The organism is Nonlabens sp. Hel1_33_55 (assembly GCF_900101765.1).
Classification (GTDB): Bacteria; Bacteroidota; Bacteroidia; order Flavobacteriales; family Flavobacteriaceae; genus Nonlabens.
Genome location: NZ_LT627735.1, coordinates 3,129,879 through 3,147,043, shown reverse-complemented (window position 1 = coordinate 3,147,043; position 17,165 = coordinate 3,129,879). Strand labels below are relative to the sequence as shown.

Here is a 17,165-nt window from a genome sequence, read left to right as displayed (position 1 = left end):
AACATAGAAGTTCCTAGCAAATAAGATATTAGCTTTTTAAATTTCATTTAAAATTACCTATTGAACACTAAGTACATTGATCTCATTGATCAGACCTACCATTTCCCAACGGAAGAGTTTGACATCAAAGAAAAGCAACTCCACTTTCACGGTATCGATCTCATGAAACTGGTTCAGGAATATGGAAGCCCATTAAAGTTCACGTATCTACCTAAGATTTCAGAGAACATCAATCGTGCAAAGAGCTGGTTTGATTCCGCTTTCGCGAAAGCGGACTATCAAGCAAAATATCGTTACTGCTATTGCACTAAGAGCTCGCATTTCAAGTATGTGCTGGATGAGGCCTTGAAGAACGACATCCACGTGGAAACAAGTAGCGCCTTTGATATCAACATTGTCAAGAGTCTGAAAAAAAGTGGTAAGATCAGCAAAGACACTTACGTGATTTGCAACGGTTTTAAACGTGACCTATATATAGAGAATATTGCCAGCCTTATTGATTCTGGACAGAAAAACTGTATTCCAGTCATCGACAATCATGAGGAATTACCCTTGTTACAGCAGGCGACTGAAAAGAAATTCAAAGTTGGTATACGCATCGCTAGTGAAGAAGAGCCCAAGTTTGAATTCTACACAAGTAGATTAGGTATAGGTTATAAAAACATCAACGCTTTTTATAAAAATCAAATTGAAGGAAATGATCAAGTGGAACTAAAAATGCTTCACTTTTTCATCAATACTGGTATACGTGACACAGCTTACTACTGGAACGAATTGCATAAATGTTTGAGAGTTTATGTGAGTCTCAAGAAAATTTGTCCAACACTAGATAGCTTGAATATAGGTGGTGGATTTCCCATTAAAAACAGCCTCGCTTTTGATTTTGACTATCAATATATGATAGAAGAAATCGTGAGCCAGATCAAACAGGTTTGTGATGATGCAGAGGTTCCCGTTCCGGATTTATTTACTGAATTTGGCTCTTTTACCGTAGGTGAAAGTGGCGGTGCGATCTATAAGATTTTGCATCAAAAACAACAGAACGATCGTGAGAAATGGAGCATGATCAATAGTTCCTTCATCACGACTTTACCAGATTCCTGGGCCATTAGCAAACGTTTTATTTTGTTGCCGCTCAATCGCTGGAATGATGAGTATGAACGCGTTTTATTAGGTGGTTTGACTTGTGATAGTGATGATTATTACAACAGTGAGCAAAATGTGAACGCGATCTACCTACCTAAATATCATAAAGACAAACCTACGTACATAGGCTTTTTCAACACTGGAGCTTATCAGGAAACTATAGGTGGTTATGGTGGTATTCAACACTGTTTGATACCTGCTCCCAAACATGTTTTGATTGATAGAGATGAGAATGGCGAGATAGTGACAGAATTGTTTAGGGATCAACAAACCTCTGAACAGATGCTTGAGATTTTGGGTTATTAAATCCGTGAGTCATATTTATTATATTTAACCACTTGACATTAAACATATTATCATGAGTACATCTAACTATGCCGGCATTGAAGATCAATATGCTGGACTGGATAACGCTTCTATAGTTTTAATTCCAGTTCCCTATGATGGAACCAGTACATGGCAAAAAGGAGCCGATAAAGGTCCAGATGCTTTTCTTGACGCCAGTCGCAACATGGAATTATATGATATCGAGACAGATACTGAGGTCTACCAACACGGTGTTTATCTTGCAGATCCAGTTTCAGAGAATTCCTCTCCAGAGAAAATGGTAGATGCGGTTCATGCCGCAACTAAAAAATATATAAAGCGAAATAAGTTTGTGACGCTTTTTGGCGGTGAGCATTCAATTTCCATTGGAAGTATACGTGCATTCAATGAAATGTTTGAGAATCTGAGCGTTCTACAGATTGATGCTCATGCAGATTTACGTAAAGAGTATGATGGCAGCAGCTGCAATCATGCTTGTGCCGTATATGAAGCAAGTCAAAATACCAATCTGGTTCAAGTGGGAATCCGTAGTATGGATAGCATTGAGTTAGGTATTAATGACGAAGAAAGAATATTCTACGCACACGAGATGGTGCAGGACGATTACTGGTCAGAAAAAGCTACCGAAGCTTTAACTGAAAATGTGTTTATCACCATCGACCTTGATGGTTTTGATCCTTCCATCTGTCCTTCAACGGGAACTCCAGAGCCTGGTGGGTTGTTTTGGTATGAGACACTAGATTTCTTGCGTGGCGTTTTTGAAGAGAAAAATGTAGTAGGTTTTGACATTGTGGAACTTTGTCCTAATCCTAATGAGAAATCATCAGATTTTCTAGCAGCAAAATTGTACTACAAGATGTTGAGCTATAAGTTCAAGGATATCGCACTAGAAGGTGAAGAAGGTTATGATGCCGATAAAGGATTTGCTAAAGCTGGCCTGAAAAAAATGAAGAATATTAATGAGGATTGATTCAATTTCATGTTCCATTTGTTTACTCCTTTTAGTATTAATTGAGATTTCTTGCGCGCCCGTAGCGTCAAAAGAAGTTGAGATTCCATCAAATTCATCTCGGATTCTACCGCTCAAAGATTCTAGAAAAATTGATCCAGAAACCACTGAGATTTTCCTTGATGCTAATTACGATACGACGGCACATAAAACTCTTAAAGATCAATTAGGTGATTTAGACCCAAATACGTTTGTAGAATTGAAATATTTAAACGGACAATTTTATCTGTATGATTCTTGTGATGGCGGGTTCGTAGCTTACAAAGTATCGCAAGATCAAATTAAAAGTTACGGAATTCATGAAGACATTGATTTTCAAATCGTAAATCAAAAAAAGACTGACCTAAATATGGTTTTCGAACTTACTACTGATGGATATAGCGGCCCAATTACTATGAGTATTACTAGAACACCCGTAGACTTAGTTGATAAAATTATTACTTTAAAAAATGGTGTAGCGACCATAAGTTATGCGACGGCTGCGACTAACATTAATAAATTTTACGCCATCATAAATCAATGTCCAACAACTAAGGTTTCAGAGTTTGAAGGATTTACCAATCCAAATTTTTAATTAAAATAATATCATGAGTAAACCAATTACTGATTTCATAGAAAAATATTTCCTACACTTTAACGGTGCCGCGCTAGTCGATGCCGCCAAAGGTTATGAAGACCAACTCAACAACGGCTCTAAAATGTTGGTTTCCCTAGCAGGTGCCATGAGTACGGCAGAAATAGGAAAAATTTTTGCTGAAGTCATACGCAAAGACAAAGTTCACATCATCTCTTGTACGGGTGCCAATCTAGAGGAAGACCTGATGAATCTAGTCGCTCACTCACATTATAAAAGAGTACCCAACTACCGCGATTTGACTCCTCAAGATGAATGGGATTTGTTGGAAAAAGGACTTAACCGAGTAACCGATACCTGTATTCCTGAAGAAGAAGCTTTTAGAAGATTGCAGGAACATATCGTGAAAATTTGGAAAGATGCAGAGGCTAATGGCGAGCGCTATTTCCCTCACGAGTATATGTACAAATTGCTTTTAAGCGGTGTATTGGAAGAATACTATGAAATCCCAATTGAGAACTCATGGATGTACGCAGCTGCTAAAGCAAATCTTCCTATCGTCGTTCCAGGCTGGGAAGACAGTACAATGGGTAACATTTTTGCCAGCTATGTTCTTAAAGGAGAACTCAAAGCGAGCACCGTTAAAAGCGGAATCGAGTACATGACCTATCTCGCAGACTGGTATACAGATAACAGCAAGAATGGTATTGGATTCTTCCAAATTGGTGGTGGTATCGCCGGAGATTTCCCTATTTGCGTGGTGCCTATGTTGTATCAAGATATGGAGCGTACAGACACGCCGTTCTGGAGTTACTTCTGCCAGATTTCAGACTCTACGACCAGTTATGGTAGTTATTCTGGAGCAGTTCCCAACGAGAAAATCACTTGGGGAAAACTTGATATCGATACACCTAAATTTATTGTGGAGAGTGATGCAACCATCGTGGCTCCGTTGATTTTTGCCTATTTATTGAATATGTAGATGGTTGAATAGTTCGCTTTCGCGAAAGCGAAAACATCATAATCCAGTTCACAAAAACAAAACCTATGAAAAATATTATATGCCTATTCCTCTTGACAGCGACTCTTGTCAGTTGCGGCTCAAAAAAGAATGCTAATGAGGTAAGTCGAGATTTCAATATTGAGATTGTCTCTGTTATTGATAATGACGTTAAACTCAAATGTACACAAGGTTGCGCTTGGACTGAGTTATCTTTTACGGTTAATAATTATCAGCCGCAAGGCGTTGATGCTTATGGGATGACCAGTAATACGGTCAATACACTGGCAGATGTAAGCGACAATCTTCCTGATTTCAAATTTACTGTGGCAAAAACCGATAACGGTCTAAATCTTGAACGTATACGTGATACAGGCTGGAATAAGCTTTCCTTTTCATGTAGAAGTGAGTGTAATCAAAGAATTGATTACGAGGGAACTCTTTAACAACGTAGTTCTTTTGATAACTTATACAAACCTGTGAGCCATTGTGGTTCATGGGTTTTTTGATCTGCGGTAATTAACAACATATAGGTAATCGTGAACAGGCCTGAGTAGTACCTTTAACATCTATAAACACATCATAATGAGTACCATTAATATTGACAAAATCGACAACCTCAACCTAGAGTTCCTGAAAACGGAAGATTACGAACAGTTGAAGCATGCGATGATTGATTCTTATAGCAATCTGCCAGACTCCATTTGGGACAAGAAACAGATCAAAACGCTTGTTGACAAATTTCCTGAAGGCCAGGTAGTGCTTAAGGTGAATGATGAGATTGTTGCCTGTGCACTATCTATCATTGTAAATTATGATGATTTTAGAGGTCAGTATACTTATGAGCAAGTTACTGGCAATTATAAATTCACAACGCACGATGAAGATGGTGATGTTCTTTATGGAATAGAGGTGTTTATCAAACCACAGTATCGTGGTATGCGATTGGGTCGACGTTTATACGACTATCGTAAAGAATTGTGTGAGAATTTGAATTTGCGAGGTATCGCTTTTGGCGGTAGAATACCTGGATATCATAACTATGCCAAGGACTTCACGCCTAAACAATACATTGAAAAGGTGCGAATGAAAGAGATCAATGATCCAGTCTTGAACTTTCAGCTGAGCAATGACTTTCACGTGTCCAGAGTATTGAAAAATTATCTGGATGAAGATGCCGCATCTAAGCAGTATGCCGTTTTATTGGAATGGGATAATATTTATTATACAGAGCCACTTCATGCTGACGATACTACAACCGTGAAGAGCACCGTTCGCCTTGGTCTTATCCAATGGCAAATGAGGCCTTATTCTGGTATTGAAGAATTGATGCAACAGGTAGAATATTTTGTGGACAGCCTTGCTGCTTACAGATCTGATTTCGCATTATTTCCAGAATATTTCAATGCACCGTTGATGGCGGCTTATAATGACCATAGTGTAAGTGGCGCCATTAGGGAGTTGGCTAAATATACTTCTATGATCAGAGATAAATTCTCTGACCTAGCGATCAAATATAACATCAACATCATCACAGGTTCCATGCCTGAGATCATCGATGGACATCTTTACAATGTCGGGAACTTATGCCACCGTGATGGAAGGATCGAACAGTACGAGAAGATCCACGTTACTCCAGATGAGCAAAAAGTTTGGGGTCTAAGCAACGGTAGTAAAATCCAAACCTTTGATACCGATTGCGGTAAAATAGGCATCTTGATTTGTTATGATAGTGAGTTCCCAGAATTGAGCCGTATCATGGCAAAAGACGGCATGCAAATCCTATTTGTTCCTTTCTTAACTGACACGCAAAATGCTTATGCAAGAGTACGTTTGTGTTGCCAGGCTCGAGCGGTAGAAAATGAATGTTATGTAGCAATTGCTGGAAGCGTAGGTAATCTACCAGCAGTTGAGAACATGGACATTTCTTATGCGCAAAGTGCTGTTTTCACACCATGTGATTTTGCATTCCCATCCAATGGTGTCAAAGCTGAGGCTACTCCAAATACAGAAATGATCCTGGTTGCAGATGTAGATATGGACTTATTGAAGCAACTCCATAATCACGGAGCCGTTAAGAATCTGAAGGACAGACGTGAAGATCTTTATGAGGTTGTGAAGAAGTAAATTTTAAGAAATTAAATATTATCTTAATCTAAAATTTAAGAACTATGAGAAATTTGCTTGTAATAATTTTTTTAGCAATGGGATCGATATGTTTTGGACAAGAAACCAAAACTGAAGAGAAAGAAAAACCGTTGGTTGAATTTGAAGCCGACAGTGTAACTTTAGATAGTGACTTAAAATTGAACACCTATTCCGGTAATGTAAATCTAAAGACAGATTTACTCACGATTAAGAATGCGGAACGCATCATTTATGACAATATAACCAAACAGATTATTGCCACTGGGTATGAAGAATTTAGTATCGATGGTGAGATACAGTTTTCTGGAAAGGGTAAAATGAAACGGTTGCGATATACCTTAGGAGAATCTATAGCTTACCTTGAATAATTGAATAGCTGTACTGCTCGAGATGGTTCTATTTTGTAATTAATAGAATATTTCCAAAGTGAGTTATTAGTTCAGTTTATTAAATCATGGAGTTCGTGAAAAATCGGTTTTTATTACTATTTGTCTTTACATCAATTTTGTCCTTTTCGCAGATTGAAGAGACTGATTTGGTAATTGGTATGGTGAACGGTAACGAGCTTTATGGAAAGGCAGAGATACCTAGAAAGCCCAATCGACCGATAGAGTTAAAACAGTCTGAATTTGATAATCCACTAATAATACAGCCAGAGGAAATTGAATTTATTATCCTCGATATTTTAGTCACTACAAAAAATAATTTTTTCTTTCCAGAAAATCCAAAAGATGAAGAGGAGAGACTTTATTTAATAACTTATAATTTGGGAACAGCAGAGAAGCCAGAATGGGTATATGCGCGAGAGTTAATTTCTGGTGATTTGTCCTATTATGGTTACCGAATCACTGCTAAAAAGAAATCAGATTTTCTAAATTCTGCTGTTTATTCTGATACTCACGGGAATACCATTTATAATCAAGTCCCGATAGATTCAAGATACACTTATAAGGTAGGTAGATATTTCTATAAAACATTTGACGGTTCTATCATTATTGAAAAAGGGTCTAAAGCTTCTTTTTTAAGCAAAAACGCTGATGTACTCATGTCTGATTGTCAAAATTTGGTCAATTCCATCAAAGAGAAAAAAAGATTTGAAGAAGGCGAGGTAGATCAATTTATTTATAAGTATAACCAAGGTTGTTACTAAAACCTTCCTATCTAATCATTGGAATAATACTAGGATAGGTTACCTGCTTTCCACGGTAGTTTAAAATCGTGAACACAATTGCTAAAATTGCGTTTATCAGCATCATCACTAACGGAATCATAAAGATGCTTGCAAAGGTTTTAATACCTGGAAGTCCATTACCTTGTAAAAACAAAACGATGCCAACAGCCGGTATCATTATCATAGCAATGGTCCACCATATTTGAAAGTTTAATGTTTTTGCGCCTATTCTCTCAAGACCGATCACTTTATCTTTTTTGGTCATCCATAATATTAATGGTACCAGAATATTTCCAACTCCAAATAAAATTCCAATAAGGATTGATAGATGAAAAAAAGCAAGAAATTGTCGGTCTTCTTTCTTCCCATAATCCAGTAAATCCTCGATGTTAATCTGCAACGTTTCACAAATCAATTGAAGTGTTTTACCTCGCGGCTCATTCTGCTCATTCTCTATACGCTGGACGGTTCGCAAACTGATTCCCGATAATTCTGCCAGCTCTTCTTGAGACATTCCTTTCTTAATTCGTGCTTGTTTAATTTTAGCGGCAATCGATTCCATGAGTTGTAGTTTTAAATTCGTTCAAATGTATCTAGCGACGCATCGACTTTACTCATTTTCCAGTGGACTTGTTTACGACACTCTTATGACAAAAGTGTCAACTAACTGTTATTCAATATACTATTTCGCTTTCGCGAAAGCAATTCAAATATTAAAATACCTACTACAATCAAATATTCTGCAGCAACCCACCACAAGTTTTCTTGATATTCAGTATTTGAATACGCCGAATAACTAACAAACACTAAAAAACTCCAGACAATCACATAACGGTATTTCGTAAATATGGAGAACAGCAATGGTATTGTCAAATACCACGGATGCACCGTTGTGGAAAGCAATAAGTAGATCGTAAAAGAGAATAGAATACTGGATAGTAAAAACTCTGGAAACTGATTCTTTCTAAAGGCAGCCAATGCCAGAATTGAGATCAATATAATAATCGATAAAATCTTTCCAACAGTACCAATAATATTGTAACCTATAATTTCATAGCCAATGGCTCGTATCAAATAATAGATACTCGCATTAAATTCAAAACTATTGAACCACAGCCCAACACTGGAGCTGTATTTATCAAACAACTCTGAGGATAAAAAAGGCGCAAACCCAGCTATAAGTACTGCAGCTAGAATTCCGAAAAACAAAATCAGCTTTTTCCATTTTAACGACTTCAATAGTAATGGCAGAATCATCAATGGCAACAACTTGAGAAGTATTCCAAGACCTAAATAAATAGGACTCTTGATACGATCATAGCAAATGAAGTGATAGACTCCTATCAACATCAAACAAGCCATAACGCCTTCCCAATGCAGATTGCCAGTTAATTCGATCATAACAAACGGATTGAGATAATAGAGCAAAATCAATTCTGCAGGCTTTCCTAGAATACGCAATAGCTTGATACCGTAAATGAAAATCAGGATCTCTGCGATGATGATAAAAACTCTCATCCAGACCACTGTCATCACCACACTTTTGCCACCTAAGAATGCAGCGGCTGCAAAAAAGAATTGGTTGAATGGTGGATAGTTCGTGTAATGACCACTGGAAAGTTCACCCATGGATGCATGCAACAAAGTAGCATTTGGAATGAAATCTACACCATTAGCCATGATATCATCAGGCAGATACAGGTATGGATTATAACCATTAAGTAACATGTGACCATCCCATATGAACCTAAAGAAGTCTTGGGAAAGATTAGGCGTGTCCCATAAAAAAACCAGTCGTAATGCCAGTCCAGCCAACAGCCATGCGACAAGATTCGGTTTGATGTCTGTTTTGAGTGATAGCCATTTTGGAAATAGTTCAATTCCTTTTTTACGTGATTGAACTGCTATCCAGTAAAATCCTATAAAGAATACAAATAATCCTGAATAGACGAGAAGGTTGTCGAGAAACTGCTTTCGCGAAAGCGAACTAAAAAGAGCATACCCAAAAAAGCTTAGAATCAAGAGTATTGCAAAGCCGTTCTGCAGCCGCGCTTTCATCTACTGCTTGTCAGTTAAACTCGAGAAAAACACAAAACCGAATCCAATCACGAGCATCAAATGAAATGGAAATAGTCCAAAATCGCCGCCTTGATCGCCCACAATAAATGCCGAATACAGCCCGAATATGAAGTATAACATAAGTATACCTTCAATAATGACGTTGGGGCTCAATTTTTTTCGCAGGTATTTATTGGTCTTCCAATTATTGCCCATTACAGCGAGATTGAATTTAGGGGTGCGCACAAACTCGCTGCTTTTGCCTAAATGACCTTCAATAACCGCAATAGAATTGTGTAATGAGAACCCCATCGCTATGCTGAAAAAAGTAAAAAACATCCCAATGTAGGTCACAAAACTTTTAAAGCCACCACCATAGGTATTGCGGTACATGAACCAGTAGCAAATGAAAAATATGATCGTACTTATCACGAAAAAGCTCATCACGATAAAATAAACTTTGAGGTGCTCGTACTCATTTTTGATGTACAGCATAGGAATACTGAGAACAGCAACGATCAAGACATTGAGGAACATGGTGCTGTTGAGAAGATGAAGAATGCCATGAAACTTGGTCTTTAAAGAAAGGTTTTTACTGGACAGCACCTTTCTAAACATCTTCTGAAAATTCTCTGCACCACCTTTATTCCATCTGAACTGTTGAGAGCGAGCCGCGCTAATGACAATCGGCAATTCGGCTGGAGTGGTGACATCTTCTAGATATACAAATTTCCAGTTCTTAAGTTGGGCTCGATAGCTCAAATCAAGATCCTCGGTTAGTGTGTCGCCTTGCCAGTTACCAGCATCAAAAATGGTTTGCTTGCGCCAGATCCCTGCCGTACCGTTGAAGTTGATAAAGTGACCTTTTGAATTGCGACCTACTTGTTCTAGCGTGAAATGTGCGTCCAGTGCAAAAGCCTGCACTTGTGTCAAAATGCTGTAATCCCTATTGAGATGGGACCATCTTGTCTGTACAACGCCTACTTTGGGGTCTTTGAAATGACCTACTGTTTTAAGCAACCAATCTGATTCTGGAAGAAAGTCTGCGTCAAATATTGCAATAAAATCACCCTTTGCGATTTTCAAACCTTCCTTTAACGCACCGGCCTTATAACTCGTTCGTATCTCACGCTGAATATGACTGACGTCAAAACCTAAATCTTGAAGTTTCTTGACTTTTACAGATGTGATCTCCACAGACTCGTCTGTGCTATCATCTAGCACTTGAATTTCTAATTTGCTTTTAGGATACTCAAGAAAGGCCATGTTATCCAGCAATCGCTCCATAACATATAGTTCATTGAAAACTGGTAACTGAATTGTGACAAACGGTAATTCGTCTGTTTGATCTACAGGAATAGAGGCTTGCTTATTTTTATTTTGCGCCTTAAGATAATTAACGAGTAGATTAAGCTGCGAAAAAGAATAAAATAGGATCATGAGCAATGACGCTGAATACACAGTAATACAAATCCACTCTAAGATCATTTTTTAAGGCCGTATTTGAAGATCCATGTTAAAATTTTAACACCTGCAAAGATAGCACCTTTGATTGTTCCTGAAACCTTTGAGACCCCTATTCTATTGCGGTATCGCATGGGAACCTCTGTGTAGGAATAGCCTTTTTTAAGCGCTTTTAGTTGCATTTCTACCGTCCATCCATACGTCTGATCTTCCATTTTTAATGCAACCAACTTATCATATTTTATCGCACGAAAAGGTCCTAAATCCGTAAACCTGGAGTTGAAAAATAAAGTCATCAAACTGGTAGCTAGCCAGTTTCCAAATATTTGTGGGCCAGTCATGGATCCAGATTCCCTCAATTCTTTTTTGCGCGCACCTATGACTAGATCAATACCTGATTCAATTATAGGTGCTACAAGTTGTGTGAGCTGTTCTGGATAATCGCTGTAATCACCATCCAGAAATACAATGATGTCTGGTTGGATTTCTTTTTGAGCAACATATTCCAATCCCTTTAAACAAGCAAAACCATAACCACGCCTATATTCAGTTAAAACCGTTGCGCCGGCCTCTCTGGCATTGCTCACAGTATCATCTGTAGAATTGTTACTTATTACGATGACCTCTTCTACAATTGCAGGAATATCTGCAAGAACAGATCCTATAGAATCTGCCTCGTTAAAAGCAGGAATAATCACATTAATAATAGGTCGTTTTGGCATAGGTTGTTAAGAAGTCCTAATCGTCAGGAGATCGGTTGGGATCTTGCGTTTTGTAGCTTTTAAGGTATGGATCCAAAGCCGCAAAGCTATCCATAATACTCTTAAACTTGTGATATGAACCTACACTTTAGGAACTGTGCACTTTAGAAAAGGAAATGTTGATCATATACGACGATCGACCTTTAGCGGTTTTTAGTAGTTCGCTTTCGCGAAAGCGAACTTATAAAATCATTAATTAAAACCATTGTTTTTCTCGTTAGGATCTGACCCACCAAACTTAGAGAATTTGTAGGTGAAACTTAGCATGAAATAGCGCTCTAGAACAAGACTGCTCGTATCTTGAATGTAATCCTGAGTAGCTACCCGACGAGTCGCAATCACCTGATCAAATATATCGTACGCCTTTAGTTTGACTATCGCCCTATCCTTAGCAAACTTGTAACCTAAACTGCCTATCACCACAAAACTATCATTATCAAACTGGTCTGATACATTTCCATAGCGATTGTATTCACCTCTCAATCCCAATGTGACGTTTTTAGGCCAGAAGGTCAGTAAGTCAATATTGAAATTATGATTTGTAAACTCTTGATCTTGAATACTACCTATATCATAGGATGCCGTATTCAAACTCAAATTGTAATCGAGATCAATTTCAAATATATCTCTTATTGAATATTCAAAGGAGACCCTAGGAGTAATACCTAGGATCTCACTTGTAAACCTCTGGCCATTTGTAAAGGAATTGTTGCGATTGTAACTGGCATTAATGGACAGGTCACCGCCTATCTGTCTCTTGTCTTTTTTCCAATTCTTACTGAAACTACCGTAAAGGTAACCGTTGCGATTACCATCTACATTAACATAAGTTGTGGTACGGATAAGGTCCTGGTCAGTGGTTGTAATGGCGGTAACGTCATTGTTGTTTATATCGTAATTTCCTCCCATATAAAAGCCTTCTCCTATTTCCCAGTTATAATTGCTCAAATTGAAACGAATACTGTGACGCACAGTAGCATCAAGATCTGGATTACCTACTATCAGGTTCAAAGGATTAGTTCTATTCACAACAGGTTGTAGCTGCCTTACACTGGGAACATTGACGCTATTATTATAATTAAGATAAACCCGTCCGAACTTCCCTAATTTTTGTCGAATATTTGCCTGTAAGAAAATATTTCCAAAGCTTTTATCAAAACTTACTCGCTGTAATACATCCTCACTTTCTAAAGTTTGGAAAATGTAGCCCGTGTTGAATTCCAACCTTAATTCATTTTTTTCATATTGGACTCCAACTTCAGGCCGTTGCTGGACGCTGATTACATTAAAGTCATTGCTCAAAGCTTGATTGAAGGAACGGTTTCCAGAATTAGGATCAACATCAAAAACGCTACGCTCGCTATTTTGATTCCTGTATTGATAATTATATTCCACAGAGGCTCGCCAGTTGCTATCTAAGGCTTGCCTGTATCGCGGACTTAAATTGAATCTGGAATTACGAGTTTTTTGATCGATGATTTGATTTTGGATCTCTGTTGTAGGCGTATCTCCAGTAAAAGTATTTCTCTCTGATCTAAAGAGATCCTGCGAATCATTTTGGTCATCATTAACATAAACAAAAAAGCTAACAAAACTCCCTTTTTTCTTAAGCCTGCGGCTCGCATAGATATCACCTTCCAGATTGCGGCTATCAGATGTCGTACTACTGTTTGAGTTTAAATCATTAATTACATTTCCGTTTTCATCAAGGGAGGTCGAGAAACGATTTGATACATCAGAATTTGTAGAGATTGTGACTCCAGGACTAAAGGTGATTGAAGTCAGTGTATCTGGTTTGACCTCCACACGTCCACCAAATCGATGGTTGTCTGCTACCCTATTGCTTTCATTACTACTGTTTGTGGTAAAAGTTCTGTCGGGAAGAAATGTAGTTCTAATAGTTTCTCTAGCTGATCTGTTATCTGATTTACCATAAAAGTAATTTGCATCTGCCTCTATAACTTCCCCAAATTCGTTGCTCACATTGAATCCGGCAGATCTACTACTGGTAATCCCATCGTTATTGTTGTAATACAGTCCACTGAGTCCACCTTGACCTCCAGAATAAACGCTATTTCCTATAGCATCATACACCTCATCAAATGAGAAACCTGGACTGTTGATATTATTGCTACTTCCCAACACGCTAATCCTAAGATCTTCCTTAAAATAATTTACAATACCACTCATGGAGTAGCGATCGTCAGTACCAGCTCCAGCGGTAAGCCTAGAGAACCAGCCTTTATTTTTGTCCTCATCAATGGTAATATTAATCTCGCTGGCATTATCATCACCAGCGTCACCAGATTGTCGCTGCTCCTCAGTCTTTGACTCTGTTACCTGAATTTTATCAATTATTTCTTTCGGTAAATTTTTAAGAGCAACTTGTGGGTCATCTCCAAAGAACTCTTTACCATTCACAAGAATCTTGGTGACTGATTTACCGTTAATCGTGATGTTTCCATCTTTATCTAATTCTACTCCTGGTAATTCTTTGATCACATCTTCCAGAGTCGCATCTGCTCTCGTGTTGAAAGATTTAGCGTTGAATTCTAACGTGTCTTGTTTAAGAGTGATGGGTGCCTTTCTAGCAGTAACTATAACGTCACCTAGTGCCTCAATATCATTACTTAAGAGCAATGTTCCCATATCAATTTGACGCCCCTTGGTCAAATCAATTACTTTAGAAACTTCCTGATATCCTTGAAAAGAGGTGTAGAAATTTAAAAGCTCGTAATTGGTATTCCCTGTCAAGTTAAATTTTCCATCGATATCTGTAATGGAATACGTTATCAGAGTAGAATCTTCCACAGATTCAAGAAAAACTGTAGCGCTCAACAGTTTTTGTTTACTTAATGAATCTGCAATAGTTCCTGTAATTTCGAATTGTTGAGCAAACGTCAACGTTCCTAAAAAAAGGAACGTGAACATGAATAAAATTTTCTTCATTAGTCTAGTTGGTCTTTTCCTACAACGTGTAGGAAAATGTTTTATTACTTCTTCCTCATATATACACTGACCGGCACACCATGAAAGTCAAAGTTTTCTCTCAATTTATTTTCCAAAAAACGTTTGTAAGGCTCACGCACATATTGAGGTAAATTACAGAAGAATGCAAACTGCGGCTGCGGCGTAGGCAGCTGAGTGATAAATTTGATTTTTACAAATTTACCCTTAAGCGATGGTGGTGGCGTATTTTCTATAATAGGTAACATGACCTCATTGAGCTTACTGGTCTTAATTTTCTTACTACGGTTTTTGAAAACTTCAACAGCAGTTTCAATGGCTTTGAAAATACGTTGCTTGTTCAAGACCGAAATGAAAACAATAGGCACATCAGTGAAAGGTTCCATTTCTTGACGTATGCGTTTTTCATAATCACGCACACTATTGGTTTCCTTTTCGACAAGATCCCATTTATTGACTAGAATGACGATTCCTTTGCGGTTGCGTTCTGCCAGCCAAAATATATTCTGTACCTGACCGTCAAAACCTCTGGTAGCATCCAGCACTACCATACAAACATCACAATGTTCAATAGCTCGCACACTGCGCATCACACTATAAAATTCTAAGTCTTCCTTAACCTTTTTCTTACGGCGTATTCCTGCAGTATCGACCAGATTGAACTCAAACCCAAATCGGTTATACTTAGTATCGATAGAGTCTCTAGTCGTTCCAGCAATATCTGTAACGATGTATCTATTCTCACCAATAAGCGCATTGATAAAGGATGATTTTCCTGCATTAGGTCGACCCACAACCGCAAATCTTGGGAGATTCTCCTCTACTTCTTCTCTAGGTTCTGGAAGATTCTCTACTACAGCATCGAGCAAATCACCAGTCCCACTGCCGCTTATACTGGAAATAGAATGATAATCACCTAATCCTAAATTATAAAACTCGTAGGCCTCCTGTTCTCTGGATGGATTGTCTACTTTATTAACGACCAATAGTACAGGTTTCTTGATTTTACGCAATAATTGCGCGACATCTTCATCCTCGCGAGTGATTCCATCTGCAGCATCCACCATAAATAGGATCACATCTGCCTCGTCGATGGCAAGTTCCACCTGCTTATCAATTTCTTCTTCAAAAACATCATCGCTACCTATGGCATAACCACCAGTATCAATAACCGAAAAATCACGACCATTCCAGTCACTTTTACCGTAATGGCGATCTCTCGTCACACCACTTACCGCATCGGTTATGGCCTCACGGCGTTTGATTAATCTGTTGAAAAGGGTGCTTTTACCAGTGTTGGGCCTACCAACGATTGCTACAATACTCATAATCCTGCTTTTGCAGCTGCAAAGGTAATTTTTTTAAAGTGCGCAACGCCTGCAATTAACGATAGAATAGATCGCTAGTTTAGGAGTATTTGAAATGAAAAGAAGTTGTTTATTGAGTTCGCTTTCGCGAAAGCGAACTTCTTCAACATCCATAATTACTTCTTACGGTCAATCACATAATCCACCATCATTAATAGTGACCGTTTATATTCAGAATCTGGGAAGGTATTAAGGATATCAAGAGCTCTGTTTTTATAGTCATACATGGCGGTGACAGCATATTCCAGACCACCGGCATCTTTCACAAATTGGATAACCTCTCGAACTCGTTTCTTGTCACGATTGTGTCTCTTGACAGAATTAATAAGCCATTTCTTATCTTTTTTTGAGGCATTATTGAGAGTGTAAATAAGCGGTAAGGTCATTTTTTGCTCCTTGATATCAATTCCTGTAGGTTTTCCAATACGCTGATTGCCGTAATCAAAAAGGTCATCCTTGATCTGGAATGCCACTCCAATCAGCTCGCCGAATTCTCTCATCTTCTCCACACTGGGACTCTCTGGTGAGACCGCACAGGCTCCTAAACTGCAGCATGCAGCAATGAGCGTTGCCGTTTTTTTGGTAATGATGTCGTAGTAGACTTTTTCAGTAATATCGAGTCTTCGTGCTTTTTCTATCTGTAGCAATTCGCCTTCGCTCATCTCTCTCACCGCAACACTAATAATCTGTAGCAGGTCAAAATCCTTGTTGTCGATACTAAGAAGTAAGCCTTTGGATAGCAGGTAATCACCAACAAGCACTGCGATCTTATTCTTCCACAAAGAGTTGACTGAGAAGAAACCGCGTCGCTTCAAACTATCATCAACCACATCATCATGTACCAGCGTTGCCGTATGAATCAGCTCAATCACGGCGGCACCGCGGTAGGTACGATCATTAACCTGACCTTTCCCAACCATTTTAGCCACCAGAAAAACGAACATGGGACGCATTTGCTTTCCCTTTCTATTCACTATAAAATAGGTGATTCTATTAAGCAGCGGAATACGAGAAGCCATTGACAAACGGAATTTCTCTTCAAAGAGTTCCATTTCAAGTGCTATAGGTTGCTTGATCTGTTCAACAATCTTCATAGATCAAAGATACGTGTCAGTTACTTATGTGCTAGTGTGAGAGGAAGCAGTTTGAAAAATATCTCGCTTTCGCGAAAGC

General features: G+C 38.4%; 15 protein-coding genes. 8 read left to right on the top strand and 7 right to left on the bottom strand.

Translation table 11 applies throughout. The features are described from left to right. Positions 1-60: 60 nt before the first annotated feature. From BLO34_RS14075 to BLO34_RS14040, 8 genes are all read left to right on the top strand, one after another. A complete protein-coding gene (locus BLO34_RS14075; protein WP_090756219.1) occupies positions 61-1,452 on the top strand; it encodes an arginine decarboxylase in 1,392 nt (463 codons plus the stop codon). A 52-nt stretch (positions 1,453-1,504) separates the two neighbouring features. Continuing rightward, entirely contained in the window at positions 1,505-2,443 is a 939-nt protein-coding gene (gene speB, locus BLO34_RS14070) for an agmatinase (RefSeq protein WP_090756217.1), read from the top strand. Continuing rightward, the gene (locus tag BLO34_RS14065; RefSeq protein WP_090756215.1) at positions 2,433-3,056 is read left to right on the top strand and encodes a hypothetical protein; all 624 of its coding nucleotides are present in this window, start codon (positions 2,433-2,435) and stop codon (positions 3,054-3,056) included. Before speB ends, BLO34_RS14065 begins: the two co-directional genes overlap by 11 nt. 13 nt (positions 3,057-3,069) lie before the next feature. Next, complete coding sequence (locus BLO34_RS14060) at positions 3,070-4,038, top strand: deoxyhypusine synthase family protein (protein WP_090756214.1); 969 nt, start codon at positions 3,070-3,072, stop codon at positions 4,036-4,038. 65 nt (positions 4,039-4,103) lie between these two features. Next, positions 4,104-4,502, top strand: coding sequence for a hypothetical protein (locus BLO34_RS14055; RefSeq protein WP_090756212.1), 399 nt, complete (start codon positions 4,104-4,106; stop codon positions 4,500-4,502). A 139-nt stretch (positions 4,503-4,641) separates the two neighbouring features. Beyond that, complete coding sequence (locus tag BLO34_RS14050; RefSeq protein ID WP_090756211.1) at positions 4,642-6,183, top strand: bifunctional GNAT family N-acetyltransferase/carbon-nitrogen hydrolase family protein; 1,542 nt, start codon at positions 4,642-4,644, stop codon at positions 6,181-6,183. Positions 6,184-6,260: 77 nt separating this feature from the next. Then, positions 6,261-6,572: a hypothetical protein gene (locus BLO34_RS14045; protein WP_090756209.1), complete on the top strand. Its 312-nt coding sequence runs from the start codon at positions 6,261-6,263 to the stop codon at positions 6,570-6,572. Between the two features lie 86 nt (positions 6,573-6,658). Beyond that, complete coding sequence (locus BLO34_RS14040) at positions 6,659-7,354, top strand: hypothetical protein (protein ID WP_157686851.1); 696 nt, start codon at positions 6,659-6,661, stop codon at positions 7,352-7,354. 7 nt (positions 7,355-7,361) lie between these two features. Here the strand turns inward: BLO34_RS14040 and BLO34_RS14035 are convergent, their stop codons facing one another. The 7 genes from BLO34_RS14035 to BLO34_RS14005 form a co-directional block, all read right to left on the bottom strand. Further along, positions 7,362-7,937 (bottom strand): helix-turn-helix domain-containing protein, encoded by a 576-nt coding sequence (locus BLO34_RS14035; protein ID WP_090756206.1) that lies wholly within the window; start codon positions 7,935-7,937, stop codon positions 7,362-7,364. Between the two features lie 101 nt (positions 7,938-8,038). Next, entirely contained in the window at positions 8,039-9,433 is a 1,395-nt protein-coding gene (locus BLO34_RS14030) for a glycosyltransferase 87 family protein (protein WP_090756204.1), read from the bottom strand. Next, a complete protein-coding gene (locus BLO34_RS14025) occupies positions 9,434-10,921 on the bottom strand; it encodes a cellulose synthase family protein (RefSeq protein WP_090756203.1) in 1,488 nt (495 codons plus the stop codon). It abuts the gene before it with no gap. Beyond that, the gene (locus BLO34_RS14020) at positions 10,918-11,619 is read right to left on the bottom strand and encodes a glycosyltransferase family 2 protein (RefSeq protein ID WP_090756201.1); all 702 of its coding nucleotides are present in this window, start codon (positions 11,617-11,619) and stop codon (positions 10,918-10,920) included. The genes BLO34_RS14025 and BLO34_RS14020 overlap by 4 nt, the downstream gene beginning before the upstream one ends. Positions 11,620-11,850: 231 nt before the next feature. Further along, the gene (locus BLO34_RS14015) at positions 11,851-14,607 is read right to left on the bottom strand and encodes an outer membrane beta-barrel protein (RefSeq protein WP_090756199.1); all 2,757 of its coding nucleotides are present in this window, start codon (positions 14,605-14,607) and stop codon (positions 11,851-11,853) included. A 44-nt stretch (positions 14,608-14,651) separates the two neighbouring features. Continuing rightward, the gene (der, locus tag BLO34_RS14010; RefSeq protein WP_090756197.1) at positions 14,652-15,956 is read right to left on the bottom strand and encodes a ribosome biogenesis GTPase Der; all 1,305 of its coding nucleotides are present in this window, start codon (positions 15,954-15,956) and stop codon (positions 14,652-14,654) included. 152 nt (positions 15,957-16,108) lie between these two features. Continuing rightward, on the bottom strand, positions 16,109-17,086 hold the full coding sequence (locus BLO34_RS14005; protein ID WP_090756196.1) for a polyprenyl synthetase family protein: 978 nt from the start codon (positions 17,084-17,086) through the stop codon (positions 16,109-16,111). Between the last annotated feature and the right edge of the window lie 79 nt (positions 17,087-17,165).

Bases quoted from the DNA above. Each gene is read 5' to 3' on its own strand.
- speB (WP_090756217.1), top strand. From the start codon at position 1,505: ATGAGTACATCTAACTATGCCGGCATTGAAGATCAATATGCTGGACTG.
- BLO34_RS14065 (WP_090756215.1), top strand. From the start codon at position 2,433: ATGAGGATTGATTCAATTTCATGTTCCATTTGTTTACTCCTTTTAGTA.
- BLO34_RS14060 (WP_090756214.1), top strand. From the start codon at position 3,070: ATGAGTAAACCAATTACTGATTTCATAGAAAAATATTTCCTACACTTT.
- BLO34_RS14055 (WP_090756212.1), top strand. From the start codon at position 4,104: ATGAAAAATATTATATGCCTATTCCTCTTGACAGCGACTCTTGTCAGT.
- BLO34_RS14050 (WP_090756211.1), top strand. From the start codon at position 4,642: ATGAGTACCATTAATATTGACAAAATCGACAACCTCAACCTAGAGTTC.
- BLO34_RS14045 (WP_090756209.1), top strand. From the start codon at position 6,261: ATGGGATCGATATGTTTTGGACAAGAAACCAAAACTGAAGAGAAAGAA.
- BLO34_RS14040 (WP_157686851.1), top strand. From the start codon at position 6,659: ATGGAGTTCGTGAAAAATCGGTTTTTATTACTATTTGTCTTTACATCA.
- BLO34_RS14035 (WP_090756206.1), bottom strand. From the start codon at position 7,937: ATGGAATCGATTGCCGCTAAAATTAAACAAGCACGAATTAAGAAAGGA.
- BLO34_RS14030 (WP_090756204.1), bottom strand. From the start codon at position 9,433: ATGAAAGCGCGGCTGCAGAACGGCTTTGCAATACTCTTGATTCTAAGC.
- BLO34_RS14025 (WP_090756203.1), bottom strand. From the start codon at position 10,921: ATGATCTTAGAGTGGATTTGTATTACTGTGTATTCAGCGTCATTGCTC.
- BLO34_RS14020 (WP_090756201.1), bottom strand. From the start codon at position 11,619: ATGCCAAAACGACCTATTATTAATGTGATTATTCCTGCTTTTAACGAG.
- BLO34_RS14015 (WP_090756199.1), bottom strand. From the start codon at position 14,607: ATGAAGAAAATTTTATTCATGTTCACGTTCCTTTTTTTAGGAACGTTG.
- BLO34_RS14005 (WP_090756196.1), bottom strand. From the start codon at position 17,086: ATGAAGATTGTTGAACAGATCAAGCAACCTATAGCACTTGAAATGGAA.